Here is a 25771-nt window from a genome sequence, read left to right as displayed (position 1 = left end):
AGACTATTCTCTGATTTATAGGAGCTCATGCCCTAGTTTTTTTGAGCTGTGCGCTAAATAGCCAGTCAATAATTTATTGTAAGTAGCCATTTTTAGGAGCGATATCAGCTGGCAATTCCGTTTCTCCCAGTGCTTCTAATAAATTGATTTCAATAGTGCGTGATAATGAGGTAAGCGGTAACTGATTGGGTGCTAGACCAAAAGGCTCTTCTAGCTCTTCACTAAGGGCATCAAGACCGAAAAAGGTATAAGCAATCACTGCACAGATTAATGGAGTCGCCCAGCCTAGTGAGGATACCAAGCCAAAAGGTAGCATCATGCAATACAGGTAAGTCGTTCGATGAACCAAGAGCATATAAGCAAATGGCAAAGGTGTGTTATGAATACGCTCACAGGCAGCCAAAACAATCGTCATAGAAGTCAGACGTTCGTCCATGTTTTGTATCATCTGCTCCGAGGTCAAACGTTGACGCCGACTATCACCGAGCTCCTTACCCATTAGGCGCATCAGATAATCAGGTAGGTTTTGCGTTTGGTGCATGCTGGCATGATGTTTTGGTTCAACAAAACGCTCGATATCTTGCCAAGGTGGGGTGCCACGCAGTCGATGGCGGACAGCATGAGTAAAAGCGATGGTGAGGTGAATCATCGAACGTTGGGTATTGCGCCCAGCCTCAGTGTCATCATCTATGAAAGAGAGCAGTTGACGAGTCAAACTACGGGCATCATAGACTAGCTGACCCCATAGAGTGCGAGCTTCCCACCAGCGCTGATAGCTTGCATTGTTCCGAAAGCCCAGAAACAGTGATAAAGCGATTCCGAGCAAGGTAAAAGGCGCGGTGCTGTAAGCGGGGAATGATAAAGGAAACTGGTGCTGAATAATCGTAACGAAGGTACTGAGCAAGGTGACTAGCAAAATCTGTGGGTAGATTTTTGGAATGATTGAGCCACGAAGGGTAAAAAATATCTTGAGGGCATTCGGTGTTTGCCGGACAATCATGTCAGCTTCCTAGCGATAGAGTGTATAAGTGAGGGGTTGCGTCTACCGTAAGATTTTAATACATAAATAGAATCTGTAAAGCTTACAGAGAACGAATCTGTTAAACAGACACAAAAAAGCTGAGACATGCTCAGCTTTTTGATTAAATCTTATAAATGCTTTATGGATTTAGAACTGTCTAGATAAATCAGTCATTTTCAAGGAAAGAGCGCAGGTGCTCAGAGCGTGATGGATGACGCAATTTACGTAGTGCTTTTGCCTCGATCTGACGAATACGTTCACGCGTCACATCAAACTGCTTACCAACTTCTTCCAAAGTATGATCCGTTGGCATATCGATACCGAAACGCATTTTTAAGACACGTGCTTCACGCTCAGTCAGGTTACCCAGTACATCACGCGTCGCTTCTTGTAGACCAGCAGCCGTTGCATCATCCACAGGGCTTGAGATTGTACCATCTTCGATGAAATCACCTAGGTGTGAATCTTCATCATCACCGATTGGGGTTTCCATAGAGATAGGTTCTTTGGCAATTTTCAGCACTTTACGGACTTTGACTTCGTCCATCTCTAAGCGTTCGCCTAATTCCTCAGGCGTTGGCTCGCGTCCCATCTCTTGTAGCAGCTGACGTGAGACTCGGTTTATCTTGTTGATGGTCTCAATCATATGCACAGGAATACGAATGGTACGCGCTTGGTCGGCGATAGAGCGGGTAATCGCCTGACGAATCCACCATGTAGCATAGGTGGAGAACTTATAACCACGGCGATATTCAAATTTATCGACCGCTTTCATCAGACCGATGTTACCTTCTTGGATTAAGTCCAAGAACTGTAGACCACGATTGGTGTATTTTTTGGCGATAGAGATAACCAGACGTAGGTTGGCTTCAACCATTTCTTTTTTCGCACGGCGCGCTTTTGCTTCACCGACAGCCATACGACGAGCGACATCTTTCATATCGTGAATTTTCATGTCGAGCTGCTGCTCATAATCACGAATGCGACGTTGAAGTAAAATGACGTCGTCTGTGACTTTTTCTAAGGTACCAGCAAAGGCCGGCTTACCTTTGATGCGTTCAATGAGCCAGTCGACGTTGGTTTCATTGCTAGGGAAGGTCTTACGGAATTCTTCGCGCGGCATACGACCACGGCGAATGACCAAACGCATGATTTGACGCTCTTGCTTACGCACATCATCATAGACATCATGCATAATCGCCATGACTTGGTCTGACAAGCGATTGTTTAGCTTAAGCATCATAAAGCGTTCTGCAAGCAGCGCATATGCTGCGTCTGCTTCTGCACTACCACGACCATAGTCAATCAAAGCTTGTTTGGCTTTAATAAACAGATGCTCAATCTCTTCTAGACGCAGGCGTACTTCTTCAGGGTCGATACCGCTGGTTTCTTCTTCAGCTTCTTCCTCTTCGACTTCTTCTTCGTCTTCATCATCGTCGAGTGCCGCTTTGGCATTGGCTTTTGGCTTGATTGGTGGCGGATTTTCTTTCTCTTCTTTAATACGCTCGCGCTCTTCTTTCGCCGCTTCTTTTGCTTCTTGGGCAGCGATTTTGTCTTCTTCGGTTTCAGGGTCTAAGAAACCTGTGATGACGTCAGAGAGTTTTTTCTCACCATCTTGGACTTTTTGGTACTCGTCAAGCACGAACTGTACCGTACCTGGCCAGTAAGACATGGCATGCTGTACGTCACGAATACCTTCTTCGATACGCTTGGCAATGGCAATCTCGCCTTCACGGGTCAATAGATCAACCGTACCCATTTCACGCATATACATACGTACAGGGTCAGTGGTGCGACCAGGCTCAGTTTCAACAGAAGCCAATACGGCTGCTGCTTCGTCTGCTGCCATGTCATCATCACTTGAATCATCGTTCATCAAGATGTCATCGGCATCAGGAGCAGATTCAAAGATTTTGATACCAACGTCAGTTAGCATTTGCACAATATCTTCGATCTGATCGCTTTCGGTAATAGAGTCGGGCAGTTGGTCATTCACCTCAGCATAGGTTAGATAACCTTGCTCTTTACCCATTTGGATTAAGGTGGCCAGTTGGGATGTGGACTTAGAAACTGACTTATCGTTCATAAATACTCGCTTACTTGCATCGGACATTTTTATATTGTGACTCGCTATCGCTTGCTGGGTGCGTTGATCTTATCAATCGATTGATCAAAATATGGCGTAGAGGTTGTCAATAATATCAAAAATGAGTTGATATGAATAAAGGCTCAAAACACTACAATAACAATGCTGAAAACAGCAAAAAATTCAAAAAGCTAAAAAGGCTTCAAAATATTCTCTAAAACGTTCTCTAAAAAAAACGTTCTCTAAAAAAGTAATGTTTAACAATAACAGCACCTAAAACGGCTGCTTAAAAATAATATTCAAAATATGTGCTTAAAAATACATGCTGATGATATTTGGCCAAACCGTGCTGTTAATATACAGCGACACAGTTTAACACAGACCAGCGCAGTCAAGCACGAGGTAGTGATGTTTACCGACGGTTTTTTACTGATTATTTGATATCAGTTACCCGCCGTTAATTCTATTTAGCACTGGCTCAAAGTCGCGCTCAGGCTATTCGGCATAATCATTAGTAGTGGGGGCAGCCTAGATACTTTTAAAGGGCTTGGGATTTTTTTAGTAAAAATCAAGATTGGACAGTGACCATTTGCGCAGACTGTTCGGCTTGTTGTGCACGTAGCCAATCATTTAGTAACTGTGATTGTTTACGGACAATCGCCAGTTTTATATTGTCAGGATTTTTGACCAGGTCTTGAATTTTTCTCTTCATATGACGCTCAATCAATTGGCTTACCAGCTCTTCGACCAAACCGTCAAGACTTAAGATATTGCGCGTGGTAAGCGCTTTATAAAAACCACCCCAATCACGACTCAGTGTCTCTTGGGTGCTGGGTTTGACATTCGATAAAATAAAGTGCGCAGCTGCATTGGCGTCTTTGGGTAAGTAATTAAGACAGCGCTTAATGGTGCTGACCATATCGAGCAGGGCATTGTCTTGCAGGTCTTCCCACGCCAGCGGACGCAGTATATCAGTAGAGGCTTTTTGTTTAATGTGAGTGGGGAGTTGCAAATCAAAAATACCGGCTTGTTGCCAAATAGATTCGATAGGGTCTTCACTCAAGGCACGCGGCTGGAATAAAAAACACAGCTGTAATTGCTGGCTGATGGTCATATCGCCATCAAAATCTAGCAGTGCGTCTTTGGCATCCTTATTCTGATTGCGCTTGCCGCCCAACTTTTGATAGATGTCATTATTCAAAAGATAGCGAAAGCTACTGCCTTTAGGTAGGGCGGTGGTCAACGCGCGTACTTGCGACATAAGCTTGGCTTTACCTTCTGCTAAGCTCATGTCGTAACGTTCACTTAGATAGGCAAAAATATACTGTGATAACGGCATGGCATTAGCGATTTGCTCACGCATGGCATCGCTACCTTGACTTTTGATAAAGGTATCAGGGTCATGATTGTTGGGTAGCGTCAAAAACCGCAATTCTTTGTCATCGCCGAGCACAGGTAGCGCCACCTCAAGTGTACGCCAAGCAGCCTTTTGTCCAGCGCTATCACCATCAAAACTCAACGTTAGGGTAGGATTTAATGTCAACAGCCGTGATATCTGCGTCTCATTAATCACCGTGCCCATGGAGGCCACCGCACCATAGATACCGGCTTGGTAAAGAGCAATAACATCCATATAGCCTTCGACCACTAGCCAGTTATCGGCACGTTGCTGGCGAGACTCATAATAACCATACAGCACGTGTTGTTTATGGAATACAGGAGAGTCAGATGAGTTGATATATTTGGGCTTTACCTCGTCATCGAGCGCTCGACCGCCAAAACCGATGGTACGACCTTGATTGTCTCGAATCGGGAAAATAACCCGATCACGAAGTAAGTCGTAGTCGCGTCCAGATTCTGATTGGCGTACCAATCCTAAGGCCTTAAGACCTTCGATATCCTGCGGGAACTGATGCTCAAGATGCTGCCAACCAAAGGGTGCGTAGCCGAGACCAAAAGTCTCAAAGATGTCGTCAGTGATACCACGTGATAAAAAGTAATGCTTGGCATGAGGATGAATACTGAGATTGTGCTGATAAAACTGCTGGATTTGTTCTAGCAGCTCGTAAAGGTTGCCTTCTTGGGCAGTTGCAGCGCCATCGATATTGCTAAAGCCTGCACCACTATCTGAATCGCTCAACCAGGCGGGCGGATAGCTGTCATCATTTTGGTAGTCGGAACCGTAACCATCTTCTGCATACGGAATTGAGTCGTAATCTTCTAGTGGTGGGTAATCGTCGTAACCGTTGCTATCGTAGGCAGGCTGTTCAGCATAGCTGGTATTATTTGATTGCTCTTGATAGTCAGGTGGTGTGTTTGGGGACGAGTGACCATCGGCTTGTGGTGTAATTGGTTTAACAACTGGTTTCGTTGTAGGCTTGACAGTAGGCTGCTGCTTGGTGCGTTGATAGCTCACATTTCGTTGTTCATCTTTAGGTACTTCAATACCTGTCTGCTTTGACAGCTCATTGACCGCTTCGATAAAGGTTAGACTTTCATAATCGCGTAAAAAACTAATGGCATTACCACCAACGCTACAACCAAAGCAGTGGTAGATGTTTTTTTGTGGATTGACATAAAAGGAAGGTGACTTTTCGCCATGAAATGGGCAACAGCCTTTATATTCACTACCAGCCCGTTTAAGCGTGGTATGACGCCCAATGATACTGATCAAGTCAGCTTGGCTATTTAATTGTTCGAGAATATGGTTAGGAATGCTCATACAAAAAACAGTTTACCATAGGTCAATTATTTAGGGATAACTACAATAGGATACAGATAGAAAAATAAGGCCAACAGAATGTTGACCTTATTTGTAATGAGATGCGAAACACATCTAAAATAGACGTAGGTAATATCAACTTACTCAGTAGGTAATGTGGTACGGCGTATTGGATTGATGTTTTGTGGGTCAATATTTGCTTCTCTAGCGGTAGAGCCAGTGCTAGATTGGCTGGTGACGCGCTCAGCAGATGCTTCAGGCAGACCCAATCCTAAATTAACACCGCTGTTACGAGTCGGTGACGTATTCAGCGGTGCATTTGCGTTCGCTGTGTTTTCACTTGGCAGTCTTAATTGATTGGCATTACGAATCATCTGAGTTTTGGTCGCGCCATTATACTCACCTGTTGCCACTGAGGTGTCTTTCATGCTTGAACGACCAAGCTGTCCAAAGGTGAATTTATTGAACCAGCTGCGATCACGTTTGGTATCTAGCTTCACACGTCCATCATTGGTTAACAAGGTTGGGTAGTTAATCTGCAGCAGAGTTTTGTACTCTTTAGCCAAGTCGGTCATACCCAATTGCTCATAGCTATAGGCTAGGGTGGCAATGGCTTCTGGAATTGACTCACTAAGTGGATAGTATTGGAAGACCCACTTGGCACGGTTTGCTGATGCCACATAGGCCTCACGCTCAATATACCAATTGGCGGCGCTCATCTCATGCTCAGCAAACTGGTTATAAATAAAAGTCATGCGTTGAGCGGCATCTGGCGCATAAGGGCTATTAGGGTACTTGTTGATAAGTTCTTGAAAATTAGCAAAGGCCAAGCGTAAATAGGCAGTGTCACGCTCGGCTTGATTGAGCTTAAATATTTTTAGACCTTCTGAAGAGCCTTGCATATTGGCCACACCGCGTACGTAATAGGCATAACTGACTTGCGGATTAGACGGGTATAGGCGAATGAATTGCTCCGCACTGGCAGCTGCCATCTCATATTTACCGCTCTCATATTGCGCATACATCACATCGAGCAGCGCTTGTTCAGCGTACTGACCGGTTGGATAAAAAGTACGTAAATTGGTCAGGTCTTCGACAGCTTGGGTGTAGCGACCTTTATCAATCTGAGCGATGGCATCGTTATAGTAGCCTTGCTCTGACTTTTCTGCAGTTTCTACTGCATCGACGTCCTTACCACCAGTCAGGTTTTTAAAGGTCTGACAACCCACCAAGTTCACGCTAAGCGCTAGTAGGGTAATTGAGGACAGTTTGATAAACGTATTGCCAACAGCTTGCATACTTCTTCTCCGACACAGGACGCATAGCAGCAGCGCTACCATACTATATGAAAGGTTAATGAATAAAAGGGTAATGATTCAAAGCGATGCTTATGGCATCGGTTAACTGTCTATGATTGCGTGTGCTCATGTGATTTTATCAGACGCAGTTTTATCATGACCATTAAATATAATATATTGCTATAACGACATCTGGCTTTAATGTACTTGATTTTAATGTAGTAGGGCTATTTTAAAACATCGCCTGCGCATGAGAGTCATCACAATATTGTGCCATAGCATACAGCAAAATACAGTTTACTTTATAGAATAACTTTTGTACCGCATATTTTTGCCAGCGCTATTATCTGTCATCTTATGATAATTTGCTATGCATTCTAGTTGCTATGGTCAGACTTAAAGTCATGTTCGTTTTCGTTTGGCAGTTTATCATGCACGGTCATGACGAGCGATATCGAATCTCGTTTGCAGGGTTAAATATACAGTAAATTACAGCAATGTCATATTTCAGAGAGTTGATTGATGATGCCTAGTGCATTTGATGACCATCAAAAAACTGACAGATAACGGAGCACTTTTATAGGGCTTAAGCGCTCAGCATGGTACACTATAGCAGTATTGCCTTCGCATTTTTTGACCACGATGGTTTTATAGTCAGTCACTAATCAGCGAGTGGTACTGTATTTTATTTATTGTTTTCTTTTAAAGTCACCTTAAGGTAGCGCTGTATGCTGCTGTATCAGGGACTTTTCCATGTGTAAATCTGTTATGAATACTGATGCTATGACTACCAACTCAACACCGAATCAATCACAAGATACTGATTCATCAGCGCAAGAGCCAATGATGCCGAATAATGTTGTAAATAATAATGAGCCAACTGATGATAACCAACCAGCGCTTGATGAACCAATGCATGACAATGCCGTTTTAGAGAGTGGCATGTTAGATGACGAATCGTATGACGATAGCAGTTATGTGGATGATGGTGATGTAACCGATATGGATGACAGCGACGATGATGAAACGTCAATCGCTGGTCAAGCAATGCCAATGAATATCGATATGACCCACACTGTCACAGAAGACGAGTCGGGTTTGCGTATTGATAAAGTGGCCTCACTGGCGTTTAAAGACTTTTCACGCGTACAGATACAAGGGTGGATCAGCGATGGTAGCTTGCTCTACAACGGCAGCGTGCAAAAACCCAAAGTTAGAGTGAAAGCTGATGACGTTTTGCATCTATCAACAACGCTGCAGCAGCATAGCGAAGATCAGCCTGAAAACATCGATATTGATGTTGTTTATGAAGATGATGAAGTACTGGTGATTAATAAGCCAGTCGGTATGGTTGTCCATCCGGGTGCTGGCAATCAGTCGGGCACTTTGGTCAATGCTCTGTTATACCATTATCCGCAGCAGCATCATTTGCCACGTGCAGGTCTGGTGCATCGGATTGATAAGGATACCTCGGGACTATTATTAATCGGTAAAACCAAACCTGCGCAAATGGCCTTGATGGAACAACTAAAAGACAAGTCTGTCTATCGCCACTATCAATGTGTTGTAGCAGGCGATGCAGCCAGTTTATTGCGCCATCGTCGCATTGATGCCCCTATCGGTCGCCATCGCAATCAACGCACTAAGATGACAGTAATGACAGCAGGACGTGAGGCTGTTACCCACTTATTAAACGTTACGGCTCTTAATGATAACTACTGTCTGTTGGATGTTGGTCTAGAAACTGGGCGTACGCATCAGATTCGTGTACATCTAAGCCATATTACCTATCCGATAGTCGGTGACCGCGTCTACGGTGGTCGTCGCCAGCTACGAGCAGGTCTGACAGAAGCACAGCGTCAAGCGATTAACAGTTTCCCGCGCCAAGCACTGCACGCTTATACCTTGGGTTTTGTCCATCCAGTCACTGGCGAGGACATCGAAGTCACCACACCAATCCCTGAGGATATGCAACAGCTAATGGCTGTATTGAGTGATGGCTATGACGAGGAGTAGGACAACAGCCTATTGCAACTTTTAAATATCCGTTAATAGATAAAAACTTAAGCCAAACGATTGAGATGATGACTCAGCTATGACTAACATCCCGGTGACATTGCTTGCACAAATTGATGATGTGGCTGTTTTTCAGACGGCTGCATTTTTTAACGATGATATTGGTTCTGACACTATTACAAAAGCGTTAAGAGTGAATCAGCAATGTAATCAGAGCAACAAGGCAGATTATGGTGAGCTAAACTTAGGCTTACATGTGAATGATGATGCGACGAAGGTGCTTAACAATCGTATGCGCTTGTTGACCGCTATCAATGAACCAACAAGCCATTTGTTGTCAGAGCAAAAACAACCTCTATTGATTAAGCGCTTGCATTGGGTCAATCAAATTCACGGCAAGCAAATTCATGATATCGACGATACACAGCTTGGTATGGAGCCGCTAGCCGCTGATGCAATGATTAGTCAGCGACAAGGACTAGGGCTGGCCATTATGACAGCCGACTGTGTGCCTATAGTGCTATACCAACCAGCAACGGGTCAAATTGCAGCCATTCATGCTGGCTGGCAAGGTCTGGCATGTGGCATTATCCCAGAGACTGTCAAACGCTTCGCCAAGTCTGCACCAATTAAAGCGTGGATAGGGGTGTGCATCAGTCAAGAGAATTACGAAGTGGGTAGTCAGGTTCGAGACAAGCTGCTGGCAGGCTGCAGAGACAATCAATCACTGTCAGCTCAAGTCACAGGCAGCACGAGTGACTTTGATCGATTGTATGTTACAAAGTCCAAAACGCCTCCTAAAAACATCGTGACCGATGCTCTTGAAGACTCAGCTAACAGTCAGAGCTCACTCGATACTGCTGCTGAGGCAGCGAATGGCACTACTATATATACTGATAAGATTAAGCTGAACTTACCGAAGCTTGCCGCTGACCAATTGAGCACCGCTGGCGTTATGTTAGACAAGGCATTACCGATAAGCTGTAGCTATGCGGATAGGCATTATTACTCGTATCGGCGTCAGACTCATTTGCAGCAGCCAGCCACAGGGCGTATGGCATTGGTTATCGCACGTGGCGTGACTATCGAGTAATAGGCTACTTTTGAGTTGGAGAGCCCCTGAGTTATAGGGCTTGTGAGTTAAAAAATTACTGAGCTTCTTGATGGAAAGCAATTCATCGCCACTGATTAATGTGCTTATCATTTTACTTATATTATTTGCCGCAACTATTTATTGTCATTATTAGAGCTTGTATGAATACATCTACCGAATCGTCGTCATCATCTAAACCCAAACAAAACGTGCCTAACGTATCGATGGCTGTTATTTTTCACAGCAATTATGGTCATACTAAACGCGTCGCAGAAGCAATAGTGCAAGGCGCGCGCCAACAATTGCCAGAGGCGCAGGCAAGAGCAATCGATGTCCATGAGGTCGATTGGGAGTTTTTGGATCAAGCAGATTTGCTGGTATTTGGTAGTGCGGTCTATATGGGTAGCGTAACAGCAGGATTTAAAACCTTTATGGATGAGACATCAAAGCGTTGGTATCACCGAAAATGGGAAGGGAAGTGGGCAGCAGCGTTTGCCAACTCAGGTGGTTTGAGCGGTGATAAATTGGCAGTATTACAGCAAATCTCGTTATATGCGATGCAGCACGGCATGAACTGGATCGGATTGCCCTTGATGCCAACTGGACACGAAGCGACCGATTTGAATCGCTTGGCAAGTTACTTGGGCTTAATGACCCAATCGCTAGATGCGCCACCTGAAGAGACGCCAGGTAAAGGCGATATCGATACGGCTGTTTGGTTCGGTAACCATTTGGCTAAAACCATTATCAAACATCAGCCAGCAGATAGCAGACCGTAAATAAACCGTAAATAAGTGGCAAACAGTGGCGTGATAAACACTACTCGGATAAAAGTTATAACATAAAAAAGCAGACCTCGTTGAGTGTCTGCTTTTTTTGTGTCTATTGTGTTTATATCTGCTTTAACCTATGTAGATATCTATCGAATGAACTTTGGGAATCCCTTAGCAAGCAGTTGAGCATAAAATTTGTGTTGTAGCAGGGTTGACTGGAATAGGGCTTTCGACAAATTGAAAAGATTGGCACCCTGTCAGAAATACTGTTGTGGTCAACAAATAGGTGGTAGCGAAATATTTCATAATTTGGTCTCAGAAGCAGAGCGATTTAATAGTATTTTTAATATTGAAATATAAGCAGAATAAAACGTTACATGTGTTTTAGGTGTAATAATTTAAGAAGCTAAGCTAAATCTGTCTTAAGTATTCGTTCATGTACTGTATCTATTATGTACATTTAAAATCCATAATAATAGTGCATTTAGCCAATTTTCAGTCCTTTTATAAAGATAATATTGCTAAATATACAAAAGAAAAAATAGATTTATTTATTAGATGTTGTTTTTAAAGGAGTTATCTATCTATTAATTCTAATAATATAAAAACATGAAATGAATAATTGGATATCAGTCATAATAAATAAAATTATTGAGTTTTTGTAAAAAAATGGGGCGAATAAGTTACTATTCAAGCAATATCAGCAAAATACATTTACATTAGAGGGGTTAGTAGACATTATTTAGTAACTATCTGCCTGTTTGAGCTTTTTTAAAAGACGATTAAGAGTTTTGAGCTAAAGGTAGCCATTTACTGATTGATATCAATAATCGTGTATTAAGCGATAAAAATAATTAAAACACCTTAGGTGCCAGCTATTAAGAGGATATTATGAAGCCACTTTCTGTGATGCTATCAATGCTAGCCATTGGTATAACCTCCAGCGCCGTTATGGCTGAAGGTGCTAACCTTCCTAATGCCAGCCTACCCAATGTAAGTCCAGCCAATAGTGAGCTTGTCAATCGCGGTGCATATATTGCGCGTGCTGCTGATTGTATGGCGTGTCACGGCGAAGACTATGCTGGCGGGACGGCCATTGAAACCCCGATGGGGGGTATATACTCTACCAATATCACTCCTTCTAAACGTTATGGTATTGGTAATTATACCGAAAAAGATTTAAAAAACGCGCTGCAGAAAGGTCGTGCACCAAGTCACATGCTTTATCCTGCTATGCCTTACCCTTCTTATAGTGGGATGAAGGATGAAGACATCAGTGCGCTATTTGCCTATTTACAAACAGTGCCAGTAGTTGACGAAGCACCAGAAAAGAAAACAGATTTGCCGTTTCCATTCAATATACGGGCCTTGATGCTTGGTTGGAACTTTTTGAACGTTCCTTCTACTGAAAACCGTGAAGGACTTAGCCCAGCACAGCAACGCGGTGAGTATCTGGTTAATAATCTCGAACACTGCGGCACCTGTCACACGCCGCGTAACAGTACCATGGGTTTTGATAAAAAAATGTACTTATCGGGCGCTCAGCTTGGTCATTGGCACGCACCCAACATCACTCCGGACGAGTCGAGCGGTATCGGCAGTTGGAGTGAGCAAGATATCGTTACCTATCTAAAAACAGGTGAGCTCGAACAGCGCGCTTATGCTGGTGGGCCAATGGGAGAGGCAGTCGCTCACAGTACGCGTTATCTTAAAAATGAGGATTTGAGTGCGATTGCGTCTTACCTCAAAGCCATACCTGCTATCCAGACCGACGATAAAATGTCAGCGGTTGATGTATCTCGTTTACCAACGCCAATCAATGAATCCATCACACATGACCTGCTAGCACAAAAAGACTATTTAGCCCAAGCGAAAACAGCGGTTAGTAATGGTAGCAATGCGCCAGAGTCTCTATATCTAGCAGCTTGTGGTAGCTGCCATGGTGTTGATGGTTATGGTCAGCCTGATGCTCGTTATGCCCCAATCGTGGGTCTAAGTAGCCTACGTCGTGACAAGCCTGACGCCTTAGTTAATATGATTCTTCATGGTGTGGAAGGGGCAACCAATACGTCGCCTATCATGCCAGGATTCTCAGACGAGCTAAACAGTGAACAGATTGCTGGGATTACAAATTACGTGCGCGTAAACTTTGGTGGACTCGAACGTAGTGAAGTTAGTGCTGCTGATGTCGATCGTATCGCGACGACTGGGGTAGATAAGCCGTTTTTGATTAAATACGCTGGCTTGCTAGCGATATTAGGTATTATCGTCGCTATTGTGGTTATTATATTTATTATTCGAGCCATCTTACGTTCTAGACGCCGTCGTTAGGCTTTATAGCAATATCGATGAAGCTATGAAGAATAGCGCAGTAACTCATTCATAAATGCATTTTTAAATGAAGCTCTAAATACGTTTATAAATGCGCTTTGTACACTAAATACAAGTTGAGGATCGAAAGTAGGACGGTAGAGAGGAAAAGCTTGGCAGCATAGGGTTTCACCTTTGCTAAGCTTAATATAAATCCAAATGTTTAATAATGATTATAGATAATAATCGCCTACCGTCATGTACGAACGTTACCTTTAAGGACATTATTATGAAAGACATGCTTCAATCACCAACGCGGCGCCAACTGCTCTCGATGATTGGCAAAACTGCAGGTGCAACTGCCATGTACCAAGCAATGACTACGCTAGGATTTGCTTCAGAGTCTAGCTTTAAAGAAACGATAGACTTAAAGGGTGCCCCTCCTGGTGCCAGTATTGTTATCCTTGGCGCTGGTCTTGGTGGTCTGACTGCTGCTTACGAGTTACGCAAAGCAGGCTATGACGTCAAGGTGCTTGAGTATCAAAATCGTGGTGGTGGTCGTAGCTGGACACTACACAGTGGTGATAAATACACTGAGCTTGGTGGCGAAGAGGTCACTTGTGATTTTGAAGAAGGCAATTATTTTAATGGTGGGCCATGGCGTCTGCCAAGCCATCACTATGCTGTATTCCATTATTGCAAACAGTTTGGTGTTGAGATGCAACCATTTGTGCAAACCAATGATCGCGCTTATCTGCATCGCACTACCCATTTCAACGGAGTGCCGCAGCGCTTAGGTGATGTAAAAAATGATATCCAAGGTCATGTGGCTGAACTGCTGTCAAAGTCAGTGAACGTCGGTGGTCTAGACCGCTCAGTTAATACTGAGGATAAAGAGAAACTACTAGAAGGTTTAAAAGGCTGGGGCGTACTCGATAAAGACTATCGCTACCGTGCCAGTAATGCGACAAGTAAGCATCGCGGCTATAGCGTTTTCCCAGGTGGTGGTTTAATGCCTGATGAGAAGCCATCGAAGCCTTTGCCTATCAGTGAGATATTAGACTCAGGCATGTGGGCGGATATTTATGGCAATCATATGACTTATGGCCATCAGCCAACGATGTTCCAGCCAGTGGGCGGCATGGGCAAAATCGGTGATGCTTTCACCCGTGAATGCCGTGACATGATTGAGTTTAATGCCAAAGTCACAAAGATTCACCAAGATGAGACTGGCGTGACAGTAGATTATGTCGATAGCAATAGCCCTGATGGTGCGACCAAGACGGTTCGCGCTGATTGGTGTGTCTGTAATATTCCGCTGACAGTGTTGACTCAAATCGACATTAACGTCTCAAAACCAATGAAAGAAGCGATGGCTGCTATACCTTATGAAACCTCTTATAAAGTTGGTCTAGAGTTTAACCGTCGCTTTTGGGAAGAAGATGAGTGGATTTATGGTGGTCTGACTTATACCGACATGCCCATTGCTCAGATTGCCTATCCTTCAGAAGATATGTTCAAAGATGGTAGTGGCGTATTACTAGGCGCTTATGGCTACGGGCCGACTTCTTATAAATTTAATACTTTGACCCCGCAAGAGCGTATCAATGTCGCGCTAGCCTATGGTAAGTATGTCCATCCACAGTATCCAAAGGAGTTTCGTGCGGGTACGTCGGTCGTCTGGCACCGCATTCCTTGGACATTAGGCTGTTACGGCATTTGGAATGAATCGACTCGTCGCCAACATTACGATACTTTGTGTAGTATTGATAACCGTATCGTCTTAACGGGCGAGCACTGCTCACACATTCCAGCATGGCAAGAAGGTGCTATTTTATCTGGTATGGATGCTGCAAAGCGCCTACATCAAAAAGCAAAAATGTTGGGTTAAATACGTGGCTACTATAGATAAATATAAAAATTCAGAGGCTATCATGGACAATGCAATCATGAAAGAACTAACCATGAAAAACAGGACACCCAAACTGCTCACGGTGATGTTGCTGAGTGTGATGAGCAGTGCAGCTTTATTAGGCTGTAGTCAACAGTCGGATGATGTAGAAACGGTGGCGAGCGTGCACGAGCAAGACCCCCTGACAACCAATGATTATCAGGCCAGCCGCAATACAGGTGCTTGGGGTGGCGTCTATATGAGCCGAGAGGAGCTCGCAGCACCACCTATTAACATCGTTGACGACAGCTCACTCCCTCGTATGGAGAATGATCCAAGTATCACTGAATGGGATGCAAAGTTTGAAGGAGGCAATGCGTTTGTGACCACGGATGGTAAAAAGCTGTATCACGACTCTTGTGCAGCCTGTCATATGCACAAAGGTGAGGGTGCTTATGGCGCAGGGTACTATCCACCGCTTGCCGATAACAGTAAGATGCAATCAAAGTATTATATTATTGATATTTTGATTAACGGCTTTAGAGGCATGCCATCATTTCATGGGATGATGAACGATGAGCAGATGGCAGCAGTGACTCAATATGTCGTCAGTGACTTAAACGGTTTTACCGATACCGTTACGGCTCAGGATGTCGCACAACTAAGACATGCTAATCCACCTGCTAGTGATCCGAGTGACGAGTAAAGTCGTGGTATGTGTTTAACTAAACACCTTCTCTTAAACACATATTCTTAAAAATAGGGATAACTGTGACAAACATCACTGAATCTCTAAGCAAAAAAAGAAAGTGCCTAATAAATAACTATTAGGCACTTTCTTTTTTTTAGAAGAGTCATAAATATAAGGAAAGATTAACTCTTAATGATGAAGGATTAAAAGGTTATACCAACCCAAAAAGTCCGATTAACTTTGTCAAACTTGCTAAGCCTACGAGGTGTAGTACTTGCGCAAGTTTTCCGCGTTACTCTAATTTTTGGAAATGGTATTATTTAGGACTGGCTGACCAAACCGGTGAGCGAATTATCCCTTGTCCTGATTTACCAAAGGATTCGCCACCATTGAGCGATTTAATGGTTAGGACACCTTTGCCGCCTTGCGTAGAGGCGTACACCACACGCTTACCATTAGGAGAGAAGCTTGGTGCCTCATCGATACCTGTATTGCCAAGGTTAGCCGTTACTGCACCATTGCTATTCATGATTGCTGCTGAGCGACCACTTAAAAAAGCAATTTGTGAGCCATCGCTACTGAACTGCGGACTGGTTGCATAACCGCTATTGGATACTTTGGTTGTGCTTCCTGAACCAAACACATAACGGTATATCTGAGGTTTGTTAAACCCAGCACGGTCGCTAACAAAAACAAAAGATTTGCCATCAGGCGCATAGCTTGGTTGGACTTCACTGCTTGGCCAATTGGTCAATCTTTTAGGTTGACCGCCACTAGCACTTATCTCATAAATATGGGCACTGCCTTCAAAACTGCTAGAAAAAAGTATCTTGCTACCATCGGGTGAGAACGATGGACTGAGGTTGCTGCCCGTAAATGGTGTCAAGGCAGTGGCGCCACCACCACTGACATTTTGCACATAAATAACAGGATAAGACTTATCACGTTGTACCGCATAAGCGATGCGATTGCCGTCTGGTGACCAAGCTGGTGAAAAGATAGATCCTGCCACTTCAGTAATGGTCTTGGCATTTTCGCCATCAGCATCCATTACTTTTAGACGAGAGACTTTTTGTTTACCTGTGCCAACTTCTTCGATATAGGCAATACGTCCTGAAAAGTCACCGGGAATACCAGTAATCAGCTCATAAACTTTATCCGCTATGACGTGAGCGGCGTAACGCATGCTCTCTTTATTATTATCAGCCGTTAAGCTTTGCTTACCTTGAAGCACCCGACCAGATTTTATATCAATCACCTCATAATCCGTGACGATTTTGCCGCGGTTGCTACGAGTGCTACCGACTACCAAGTAAGGAATCCCCATGCTTTGCCAGACAGGCAGTGTGCCTGCTAGCTCACTACTGCTGCGCGGCTGCTGCGGTAAGTTTTGACTGGTCACTTTTAGCTCTGTTTTGCTCAAATCATTTAGGATAATAGGTGATAATACAGAGTCGCCTGCAAAAGGCACAAATGCCACTTGGTTTTGCTGGACTGGAATCTCATAATCCAGTTCTAACACGACAGGAGCGGCGAGCACGCTAGGAGCAACTAGCAACGTAGATGCGCTGGCAAGTAAAGAGACCAATAGTTTTTTATGGATATGCATGAGTGAGGTGAGCTCCTGAAATAGTATCATTATCATTTTTATAGGGGTAGTGTGACTATTAGAATAAGGCAATCTCTTGTGTCGCACAAGCCGATTAAAGTAACGTTATCAACATTCTAGGCGCTGAGCAACTGATTAATTACTGCCTTTAAATTGTATGGTAAAGGTTGGATATTTAGGGTCGTCAGCATCGATTGGTAGACTACCAGTGTTTAATACTGCTTGTCTTGCCGCCTCATTAACTGCACTATCAGGCCCTGATGCAGAGACATTAACGATATTGCCACTGGTATTGACTGTAATGGTTAAAGTTGCACGCTGAGTTGAGCCTTTTGCAGCGGTAGGCGGACTATAGTTACGTCTGATAAGGTTGATGATTTCACTGTTACTGGCACCGCGGCTGCCACCTGCCGCAGAACGGCTGTTACCCTTGGAGGGACTCGAGGTTGCTGTGTCACCAGATAGGGTAGACTGACCTTCTGACAGGCTAAACGTCTTGCCTGCACTGCCTGTGCTGTCAGTATCTATTTCTATATTACGGTCGTTGGCAGTCGGGCGTTTAATCTTCGGTGGATTGTTCTGTTTATGACGGAACTCTCCGAGCCTTTTTTGCTCTTCTATCAGTTGCTCTCTTTTTTCTCGTTCAACGTGGTCATGCTCTTCTGTAACAGACTCGTCTAGCTGCGCTGCCCACTCTGCCATTCGACGTTCGTATTCTTGGTTTTGTTCAAGTAAGCGCTGATGCTGCTCTTCGCTCATTAACATAGGTTGGCTAGCAGGATCGTCAGAGCGAGTAAATACTGGTACGCGCTGCGAGTTGGGCTGATTGGTGCTTTGGCTACTAGCACGACTATCAGACGTTTGTGAAGGCATGGCGCTCGATGCGCTACTATTGTCTTGCATTGCCGCAGAGGCGGCGGCGCGATTGGCCAATATTTGTCCTTGCATCTCAGCGAGTTGCTCAGGGGATACCATGACGGTCTCAATACTGCCTGCAGTTTCTACTTCGGTATGCTGATAGGTATAAACCAATATACCAAGCACAAGACCATGCGCCAACAAGCTGAGTAGCGTCGGCATGGTTAGCCCGTTACCTTCAGGTTGAGTGGGGACATAGACGGCAGGAGTATTATGCATGGTTTTTATACTCATGAACGTGGTGCATCGGTTTATCTACTATTTTAGTATAGGCTTAGTGGAGAATAATGTTGATTACAGTCCGGGCGTTGGTAAGGGAGCGCCAGTGAGCAGTCCAACTTTTTCGACACCTGCTTGTTGCAAAGTTGCCATCAACGTCATGATAGAGCCATATTGATTGTTTTGATCGGCATTAATCATGACTTGTAATGGTGGCTCACCTGCATTGCTACTTTGCGATTGTAGATTGGATAAAGTGTTGATCAGCTCAGGCTCACTAATCGGTAAGTCAATATTATTCTCATAACTGATGAAAATCTCGCCGCTATCGGTCAACGATACGATGACAGGTAGTTGGCTTTGGCTCATGGTATTGGTTTGCTCTTTTGGTAAGTCAACATCGACACCAGTGATGAGCATCGGCGCTGTCACCATAAATATCACCAATAGCACCAGCATCACATCGATATAAGGAACGACATTCATCTCTGCATTCAGTGCTTTTTTTTCACGGTGATAGGGACTTTGTTTCATGGTTCCGTCGTCCTTATATCTGACTGGCAGTAGATGGCGTTTCTCTATTAACGTTACTGTCTCTATTGGCATTGCTTTCTGCACTGGTCTCGCGTTGCAGCATGCCTGTCATCTCATCACAAAATAGCGCCCTTGAATCATACAGACGGCTAGACTTGGCGGTAAAGTGGTTATACGCCAGTACAGCAGGAATTGCTGCAAATAAACCCATAGCAGTTGCGATAAGCGCTTCTGCAATACCAGGGGCCACTGAGGCTAAGGTAGCCTGCTCAGTTTGCGACAGACCCAAAAAGGCGTTCATGATGCCCCAAACGGTACCGAACAGACCAATATAAGGGGCAACCGAACCAATACTTGCTAGTGTGGTCAGTCCTGACTCCAGTAATTGCTGCTGACGTCCTAGACCGACTCTTAGCTTACGTTCAACCCCATCGATGATGTCATCTTTGGGTTGGCGCTTTTTATGCATTCTCAGGTATTCAGAAAAGCCAACATAAAAAATCTGTTCAAGCCCTTGGCGTTCCGGTGAGCCCTGTACACCCTGATAGAGTTTGGCTAAGTCTTCACCTGACCAAAACCATGTCTCAAACTGTTGGTCGAAGTTTTTGGCAGTACCAAGCCGTGCACTCATACGAAAGATAATCACCCAACTGAGCAAAGACGCTAATAACAAGAGCGCCATCACAATCTGTACCAACAGACTGGCTTGGGTGATAAGGTCGATGATATTTAATGATTCAGGCATGTATTTGACTCATGAGTGATTAATAATAGCTGGTAGGGCATGACACACAAACCAGATAAGACCTTTATGAACTAATATGATATTACAATAATTTAGCAAACTGCTATCAACCGCCTAGTGTACTGCTAAATGATAAAAAGGTCATTTATTAAAGTGTTAAGTGCTCAATTTAATCGTGGTCAAAGAACCGTAATAATGAATGCGCTCATAAAGCTGTCCATTTAGTCAACTAATTTGTATCCTTTAATCTAAAAAACGATGACATTAATTGAAATTGTAAGACAATTTCACTAGAATGTAATTGTTTGTTGCTATCGCTTTTCATGGTGGCTCCGCATTTGCCAAAGTTATATGTGGCTAAAGGATTAAAAACATCATCTCCAATCCCAATCTTTAAGCATCATTTATAGTCGCAATTCGGAAGCGTCATTAATGGTCGCAATTTGGATGTATTTTTATATGTTTGATTTAAAAGCCGCATTGATGGTCGCTATTTAAAAAATGGCACTTATCAACGCAGGTGGATAATGATAATTAACGTACTGCTATTTGGAAGCGACTCTTATGAACGCAATTGAACGCTATTTTGGAATCGATGGTGAAAACACTACGATCAAAACAGAGATTTTAGCTGGTGTAACCACGTTTTTAACGATGGCTTACATTATTTTTGTCAACCCTAACGTACTTGCTGATGCTGGAATGGATAAAGGTGCGGTATTTGTCGCCACCTGTATCGCTGCTGCGGTAGGCTGTTTTATCATGGGGATTTATGCTCGCTTGCCAGTAGCACTTGCACCTGGTATGGGTTTAAATGCCTTTTTCACTTATGGTGTGGTGCTTGGCATGGGATATGCCTGGCAAACAGCCCTAGGGGCAGTGTTTTTGTCTGGTTGTATCTTTGTATTATTAAGTTTGTTTAAAATACGTGAAGCCATTATCAATGCTATTCCCGTATCTCTTAAAAATGGGGTAGTTGCTGGTATTGGCGCATTCTTAGCATTTATTGCCTTACAAAGTGCAGGAATCATCGTCAATCATGATGCGACATTGGTTGGTCTTGGTGATATGACATCATTTGGTCCTATGATGGCTGCGATAGGTTTTATTGTTATTGTTGCCTTGTCTTATAAAAGAGTACCAGGTTCAGTAACCATCGGGATTTTGCTTGTTGCACTTATTAGTTTATTAGCAGGCTACACAGAGTTTACCGGTATTATGTCAACGCCGCCCTCGATTGCACCTACGCTGATGCAGCTGGATATTGCTGGTGCGTTTGATGTGGCCATGATAAGTGTGATATTTGCTTTCTTATTCGTTGATTTGTTTGATACTGCAGGTACTTTGATTGCAACAACAAGCCAGGCTAAATTGACTGATAAAGACGGTAATATCCCCAATATGGGAAAGGCATTATTAGCAGATTCCACGGCCACAGTAGCGGGTGCTATGTTGGGTACGTCATCGACGACCAGTTATATTGAGAGTATCTCAGGTATCGCCTCAGGCGGGCGTACGGGTTTGATGGCAGTGACTGTTGGTGTGATGTTTTTATTGAGTGTTTTCTTTTCTCCTTTAGCAGGTATGATTCCTGCTTATGCAACCGCTGGCGCTATATTCTATGTGGCTGTACTCATGATGGGCACGCTCAAAGATATTCACTGGAGCGATCTGACAGAATCGGCACCAGTGGTGGTTGTATTGTTATTCACACCGCTGACATACTCAATCGCTGATGGTATTGCGCTTGGCTTTATTACCTTTACCGCGATTAAAGCGCTAACTGGTAAGTTTGCTGATATTAGTATTGCCGTTTGGCTTTTAACAGCCATCTTATTGATTAAGATTGTCTTCTTATAAAATATTAGATATTGTCTTCACCAAAAGAACCTCTTTGTCTATCTACTAGATAAAGAGGTTCTTTTTGAGCTTTAATAGCAATTAAATCAGCCGTATATATGCCAAGTATTTGATTTAAAAAACAATTAATAGCCAATAGTAAACAGCTAGTTATAACTAGGGCGTCATCGTTAATGAGATGCTTATAACTAATTGTTTTTTATTAATATATTGATTTGTTAAAATAGAGTATATCGTTAGTTTGAAAGTTTTTTTCATGATACTATTGCCATGTTAAGCGCATCACCTCAATCAACGCCGTAGAGGTTTTTCTTACAGTGAATTAGCGTCATTTTAGATGACAGATTTTCAGTGATTAGAGCGAGTTCTTATAGCTTTAATAATGGTATTTCAATGAGCTTAATTTTAATTGCCGCCGCAAAATCTAATCATCCCACTCCTTTCACTACTAACAAGAAGAAGGCACTAATGCCGCTTAACTTTCCGTTGTTGCCTTTGTATTGTTAACGTAGCCCGTTTAACATTAGAACGACCTACTTAACCGCTTCCAGCCTATGCTGGATTTTCTCGTTTTGTGATGGCGCCATTTGGTCTTTTGATTATTGCTGTAAATATCCGTTGATGAGCGCTGTTTGATTTAATAGCAGTCATAGGCAGTTAGACAGGACGATCAGACTTCCTAAAGCACCATTTATTATGGTTTTTAAACGATAGTTATGGAGTTGTTATGAACCCAGTAGACCAGTTTACCCCGCAAGAACCGATTTTATTCAATCCTGTCGATTTGCTGTCGCCGGATTATATAGCGCAGTCATCAGATGTGCTGCTTTCGCGTGTTTCGCCGTTGTATAGCGTTGATGAAGATCGCTGGTTGTCAGAGTTATTGCCACTTGCTAAGCCAAGTTCTGAAGAACGTGACGCTGCTGCTGAGCAAACTCGCCAGCTGGTTGAGCATGTCCGTAACGATGGCAAAGCGGTCAAAATGGTTGACTCGTTATTGCTTGAGTACAGCCTTGATACCCAAGAAGGTATTTTGCTGATGAGCTTGGCAGAAGCCTTGATTCGTGTTCCAGACAATTATACTGCTGATGCTTTGATTCATGACAAGATGAGTGTGGCTGACTGGAAAAAACATATTAAGAACGATAATGGTTTTATGGTCAATGCCTCTACTTGGGGCATGATGATGACGGGCCGTGTGGTCAGTATTGATAGTAGTACCACAGCCTCAGGGTTTTTGGATCGCATGACTAAGAAGATGGGCGAACCTGTCATTCGTGGTGCGATGCAAAAAGCCATGCGTATCATGGGTCATCAGTTTGTATTGGGCGAAACCATCGAAGACGCTAATAAAAACAGCCAACCATATCGCAATAAAGGCTATACCTATTCATTTGATATGTTGGGTGAAGCTGCCATCACTCATAAAGATGCCGAAAAATACTTTAATGATTACTTGCATGCCATTAAAGCCACGGCCAGTATTAAAGTGAAAGAGGGTATGCCAAAGCCTTCTGTTTCTATCAAGTTATCAGCATTGCACCCACGCTATGAGGCAACGCAAGAAGCGCAAGTGATGGGTTTATTACGTCAGCGTTGCTTATTGCTGATTGAAGCGGCACGTGAAGTCAATGTCGATATCAGTATCGATGCCGAAGAAGCAGATCGTCTTGAGATTTCTCTGAAGCTATTTGAGTCTTTGTATCGTGATAATTTGACAGCAGATTGGGATGGCCTAGGGCTGGTCGTTCAAGGCTACTCAAAACGTGCGATTGCGATTTTAGCGTGGTTGGCACGACTGGCGACTGAAGTTGGCGATCGTATTCCAGTACGTTTGGTAAAAGGCGCTTATTGGGATACTGAGATCAAACTGGCTCAACAAAAAGGTCTGTCAGGCTATCCTGTTTGGACACGTAAAGAAGGTACGGACACAGCCTACCTTGCCTGTGCGCGCTTCTTATTGTCAGACCATCTGCGTGGACTAATTTGGCCGCAGTTTGCGACGCATAATGCGCACACACTCGCGTCTATTATGACCATGAGTGCGCATAGAGACTTTGAGTTCCAACGTTTGCATGGTATGGGCGATGCCCTTTATGACCATATCTTGCAAGCTTATAAAATTCCAGTGCGTATCTATGCGCCAGTGGGTGCTCATAAAGACTTGCTACCGTACTTGGTACGTCGTCTGCTCGAAAATGGTGCCAATAGCTCGTTTGTCCATCAGTTATTAGACAAGTCTTATCCCATTGATAAGCTGACCGTACATCCGTACGACAAATTGCTTGCCAATGGCAATCTGCACAATCCTGATATTCCGTTGCCATTAGACATTTATGGTGACCGCCGTGCTAGCTTTGGGCCAAACATCTTTGTAGAGTCGCAATGGCTGCCGTTTAAAGATGCCATCGATAGCCATTTACATAAAACGTGGTCAGCGACTTCTATTATCAATGGCAAAGCGATTGATGAATACGAAGCCGACGGTAAAATTCATGAGCTTGAGTCTCAAAAAGTACGTGCTCCTTGGAATCATGACGTTATCGCTGGTGACGTGAAATATGCCAATGCTGAACTCGCACTTCAAGCAATAGATGTAGCAGTGTCAGGTCAAGGCGCGTGGCAAGCAGTACCAGCGGCTAAACGTGCTGCTATCCTACGCAAAACAGCGGACCTGTATGAAGAGAACTACGCAGAGCTAATGGCGTTATGCCAAGTTGAAGCTGGCAAGACGATGCAAGACGGTATCGATGAAATCAAAGAAGCCGTCGATTTCTGTCGTTTCTATGCGGATGAAGCAGAGCGTTTGGACGAGGTGGTGCACGAATTTACTGATTTATCAGGTAAGCAATCTCGTCAGGTTTACAAAGCGCGTGGTACCTTTGTTTGTATCAGCCCTTGGAACTTTCCATTGGCAATCTATACCGGTCAAATTGTGGCTGCACTAGCAGCGGGCAATACTGTTGTCGCTAAACCGGCCGAGCAGACCAGCTTAATTGCTCATTTTGGTGCGCAATTGATGTACCAAGCAGGTGTGCCAGCAGAAGCATTGCAGTTAGTCACGGGTGCAGGCGATGTAGGCGGTGCCTTGACAGCCGCTGATAATATCGCGGGCGTGATATTCACAGGGTCAACCCAAACGGCGCAGCGTATCAACCAAAGCTTAAATGATCATACGCAAGCCAGCGGTGAGCTGCCTGTACTTATCGCTGAAACGGGTGGTCAGAACGCGATGATCGTGGACTCAACCGCACTACCTGAGCAAGTGGTTAAGGATGCCGTATTGTCAGCCTTTGGCTCAGCAGGTCAGCGTTGTTCGGCATGTCGCATATTATGTGTCCAAGAAGAAGTGGCTGATGAGTTAATTGAGTTACTGCAAGGTAATATGGCTGAGCTCTCTGTTGGCAATCCGTTATATGCTGCCACAGATGTGGGCCCAGTAATTGATGCGGACGCCAAAAAAGGTCTTGAGGCGCACATCGAGCGTATGAGTGCGGAGCCTACAGCGACTATTTTGGCCCAGACACCGATGAGCGCAAGCTCAGTGGTCAGTCAAGATAATTCCACCTTCGTCCTACCAACCGCCATCGAAGTCAAGAGCATCGATGTGATAGGCGGTGAGCATTTCGGTCCAATTTTGCATGTATTACGCTATCAAGCTCGTGACTTAAATAAGCTGATTGATGCTATTAACGGTACGGGTTTTGGTTTGACGCTAGGTATTCATAGCCGTATTGAGAACATCGTTGAGCATATTGAACGTCGTGCGTTCGTTGGTAACACTTACATCAACCGAAACCAAATTGGTGCCGTCGTAAACGTTCAGCCATTTGGCGGTTGTGGTCTGTCTGGTACGGGTCCAAAAGCAGGTGGTCCGCACTATGTCGCGCGTCTGATGCAGTTAAGCTCTGAGTCAGTTGATGCTACTCAGACAAATACTAGCAATGCAACTGCATCACACACTCAAACAGAAATCGCATAAGGA

Annotated in this window: 16 protein-coding genes; 8 read left to right on the top strand and 8 right to left on the bottom strand. The window is 44.0% G+C overall.

Translation table 11 applies throughout. The features are described from left to right. Window positions 1–73 precede the first annotated feature (73 nt). The 4 genes from QL919_RS05990 to QL919_RS05975 all read right to left on the bottom strand — a co-directional run bounded on the left by QL919_RS05990 (window position 74) and on the right by QL919_RS05975 (window position 7127). Window positions 74–1000, bottom strand: coding sequence for a bestrophin family ion channel (locus QL919_RS05990; RefSeq protein WP_290188658.1), 927 nt, complete (start codon window positions 998–1000; stop codon window positions 74–76). Between the two features lie 187 nt (window positions 1001–1187). Next, window positions 1188–3107: an RNA polymerase sigma factor RpoD gene (gene rpoD / locus QL919_RS05985; protein WP_290188657.1), complete on the bottom strand. Its 1920-nt coding sequence runs from the start codon at window positions 3105–3107 to the stop codon at window positions 1188–1190. 568 nt (window positions 3108–3675) lie between these two features. Next, window positions 3676–5829 carry a CHC2 zinc finger domain-containing protein gene (locus QL919_RS05980; protein ID WP_290188656.1) on the bottom strand — a complete coding sequence of 718 codons (2154 nt, stop codon included), beginning with the start codon at window positions 5827–5829 and terminating at the stop codon, window positions 3676–3678. A gap of 140 nt (window positions 5830–5969) precedes the next feature. Further along, a complete protein-coding gene (locus QL919_RS05975; RefSeq protein WP_290188655.1) occupies window positions 5970–7127 on the bottom strand; it encodes an outer membrane protein assembly factor BamD in 1158 nt (385 codons plus the stop codon). 783 nt (window positions 7128–7910) lie between these two features. On the opposite strand from QL919_RS05975, the gene QL919_RS05970 reads away from it, so the two are divergent. From QL919_RS05970 to QL919_RS05945, 6 genes are all read left to right on the top strand, one after another. Continuing rightward, entirely contained in the window at window positions 7911–9143 is a 1233-nt protein-coding gene (locus tag QL919_RS05970; RefSeq protein WP_290188687.1) for an RluA family pseudouridine synthase, read from the top strand. A gap of 79 nt (window positions 9144–9222) precedes the next feature. Next, the gene (locus QL919_RS05965; RefSeq protein ID WP_290188654.1) at window positions 9223–10236 is read left to right on the top strand and encodes a polyphenol oxidase family protein; all 1014 of its coding nucleotides are present in this window, start codon (window positions 9223–9225) and stop codon (window positions 10234–10236) included. Between the two features lie 161 nt (window positions 10237–10397). Beyond that, window positions 10398–11015 (top strand): flavodoxin family protein, encoded by a 618-nt coding sequence (locus QL919_RS05960; protein WP_290188653.1) that lies wholly within the window; start codon window positions 10398–10400, stop codon window positions 11013–11015. Between the two features lie 885 nt (window positions 11016–11900). Then, window positions 11901–13340 carry a cytochrome c gene (locus tag QL919_RS05955; protein ID WP_290188652.1) on the top strand — a complete coding sequence of 480 codons (1440 nt, stop codon included), beginning with the start codon at window positions 11901–11903 and terminating at the stop codon, window positions 13338–13340. Window positions 13341–13608: 268 nt separating this feature from the next. Then, a complete protein-coding gene (locus QL919_RS05950; RefSeq protein ID WP_290188651.1) occupies window positions 13609–15210 on the top strand; it encodes a flavin monoamine oxidase family protein in 1602 nt (533 codons plus the stop codon). Between the two features lie 43 nt (window positions 15211–15253). Next, window positions 15254–15916, top strand: coding sequence for a cytochrome c (locus QL919_RS05945; protein WP_290188650.1), 663 nt, complete (start codon window positions 15254–15256; stop codon window positions 15914–15916). A 301-nt stretch (window positions 15917–16217) separates the two neighbouring features. Here the strand turns inward: QL919_RS05945 and QL919_RS05940 are convergent, their stop codons facing one another. From QL919_RS05940 to tolQ, 4 genes are all read right to left on the bottom strand, one after another. Next, window positions 16218–17510, bottom strand: coding sequence for a translocation protein TolB (locus QL919_RS05940; protein ID WP_290188649.1), 1293 nt, complete (start codon window positions 17508–17510; stop codon window positions 16218–16220). A 135-nt stretch (window positions 17511–17645) separates the two neighbouring features. Then, on the bottom strand, window positions 17646–18662 hold the full coding sequence (locus tag QL919_RS05935) for a cell envelope integrity protein TolA (protein ID WP_290188648.1): 1017 nt from the start codon (window positions 18660–18662) through the stop codon (window positions 17646–17648). Between the two features lie 60 nt (window positions 18663–18722). After that, on the bottom strand, window positions 18723–19181 hold the full coding sequence (gene tolR / locus QL919_RS05930) for a protein TolR (protein WP_290188647.1): 459 nt from the start codon (window positions 19179–19181) through the stop codon (window positions 18723–18725). 13 nt (window positions 19182–19194) lie between these two features. Beyond that, the gene (tolQ, locus tag QL919_RS05925) at window positions 19195–19926 is read right to left on the bottom strand and encodes a protein TolQ (protein ID WP_290188646.1); all 732 of its coding nucleotides are present in this window, start codon (window positions 19924–19926) and stop codon (window positions 19195–19197) included. 564 nt (window positions 19927–20490) lie between these two features. On the opposite strand from tolQ, the gene QL919_RS05920 reads away from it, so the two are divergent. Beyond that, complete coding sequence (locus QL919_RS05920; protein WP_290188645.1) at window positions 20491–21786, top strand: NCS2 family permease; 1296 nt, start codon at window positions 20491–20493, stop codon at window positions 21784–21786. 727 nt (window positions 21787–22513) lie between these two features. Then, the gene (gene putA, locus QL919_RS05915; RefSeq protein ID WP_290188644.1) at window positions 22514–25768 is read left to right on the top strand and encodes a bifunctional proline dehydrogenase/L-glutamate gamma-semialdehyde dehydrogenase PutA; all 3255 of its coding nucleotides are present in this window, start codon (window positions 22514–22516) and stop codon (window positions 25766–25768) included. Window positions 25769–25771: the final 3 nt, after the last annotated feature.

Source organism: Psychrobacter sp. APC 3426 (assembly GCF_030408035.1).
Taxonomy (GTDB): domain Bacteria; phylum Pseudomonadota; class Gammaproteobacteria; order Pseudomonadales; family Moraxellaceae; genus Psychrobacter.
This window is presented reverse-complemented; position numbering and strand designations above follow the sequence as displayed.

Coding starts and splice junctions, on each gene's coding strand:
- QL919_RS05935 (WP_290188648.1), bottom strand. CDS start 18,662: ATGAGTATAAAAACCATGCATAATACTCCTGCCGTCTATGTCCCCACT.
- QL919_RS05980 (WP_290188656.1), bottom strand. CDS start 5,829: ATGAGCATTCCTAACCATATTCTCGAACAATTAAATAGCCAAGCTGAC.
- QL919_RS05950 (WP_290188651.1), top strand. CDS start 13,609: ATGAAAGACATGCTTCAATCACCAACGCGGCGCCAACTGCTCTCGATG.
- QL919_RS05975 (WP_290188655.1), bottom strand. CDS start 7,127: ATGCAAGCTGTTGGCAATACGTTTATCAAACTGTCCTCAATTACCCTA.
- tolR (WP_290188647.1), bottom strand. CDS start 19,181: ATGAAACAAAGTCCCTATCACCGTGAAAAAAAAGCACTGAATGCAGAG.
- QL919_RS05990 (WP_290188658.1), bottom strand. CDS start 1,000: ATGATTGTCCGGCAAACACCGAATGCCCTCAAGATATTTTTTACCCTT.
- QL919_RS05970 (WP_290188687.1), top strand. CDS start 7,911: ATGACTACCAACTCAACACCGAATCAATCACAAGATACTGATTCATCA.
- rpoD (WP_290188657.1), bottom strand. CDS start 3,107: ATGAACGATAAGTCAGTTTCTAAGTCCACATCCCAACTGGCCACCTTA.
- QL919_RS05960 (WP_290188653.1), top strand. CDS start 10,398: ATGAATACATCTACCGAATCGTCGTCATCATCTAAACCCAAACAAAAC.
- QL919_RS05945 (WP_290188650.1), top strand. CDS start 15,254: ATGGACAATGCAATCATGAAAGAACTAACCATGAAAAACAGGACACCC.
- tolQ (WP_290188646.1), bottom strand. CDS start 19,926: ATGCCTGAATCATTAAATATCATCGACCTTATCACCCAAGCCAGTCTG.
- QL919_RS05955 (WP_290188652.1), top strand. CDS start 11,901: ATGAAGCCACTTTCTGTGATGCTATCAATGCTAGCCATTGGTATAACC.
- QL919_RS05920 (WP_290188645.1), top strand. CDS start 20,491: ATGAACGCAATTGAACGCTATTTTGGAATCGATGGTGAAAACACTACG.
- QL919_RS05965 (WP_290188654.1), top strand. CDS start 9,223: ATGACTAACATCCCGGTGACATTGCTTGCACAAATTGATGATGTGGCT.
- QL919_RS05940 (WP_290188649.1), bottom strand. CDS start 17,510: ATGCATATCCATAAAAAACTATTGGTCTCTTTACTTGCCAGCGCATCT.
- putA (WP_290188644.1), top strand. CDS start 22,514: ATGAACCCAGTAGACCAGTTTACCCCGCAAGAACCGATTTTATTCAAT.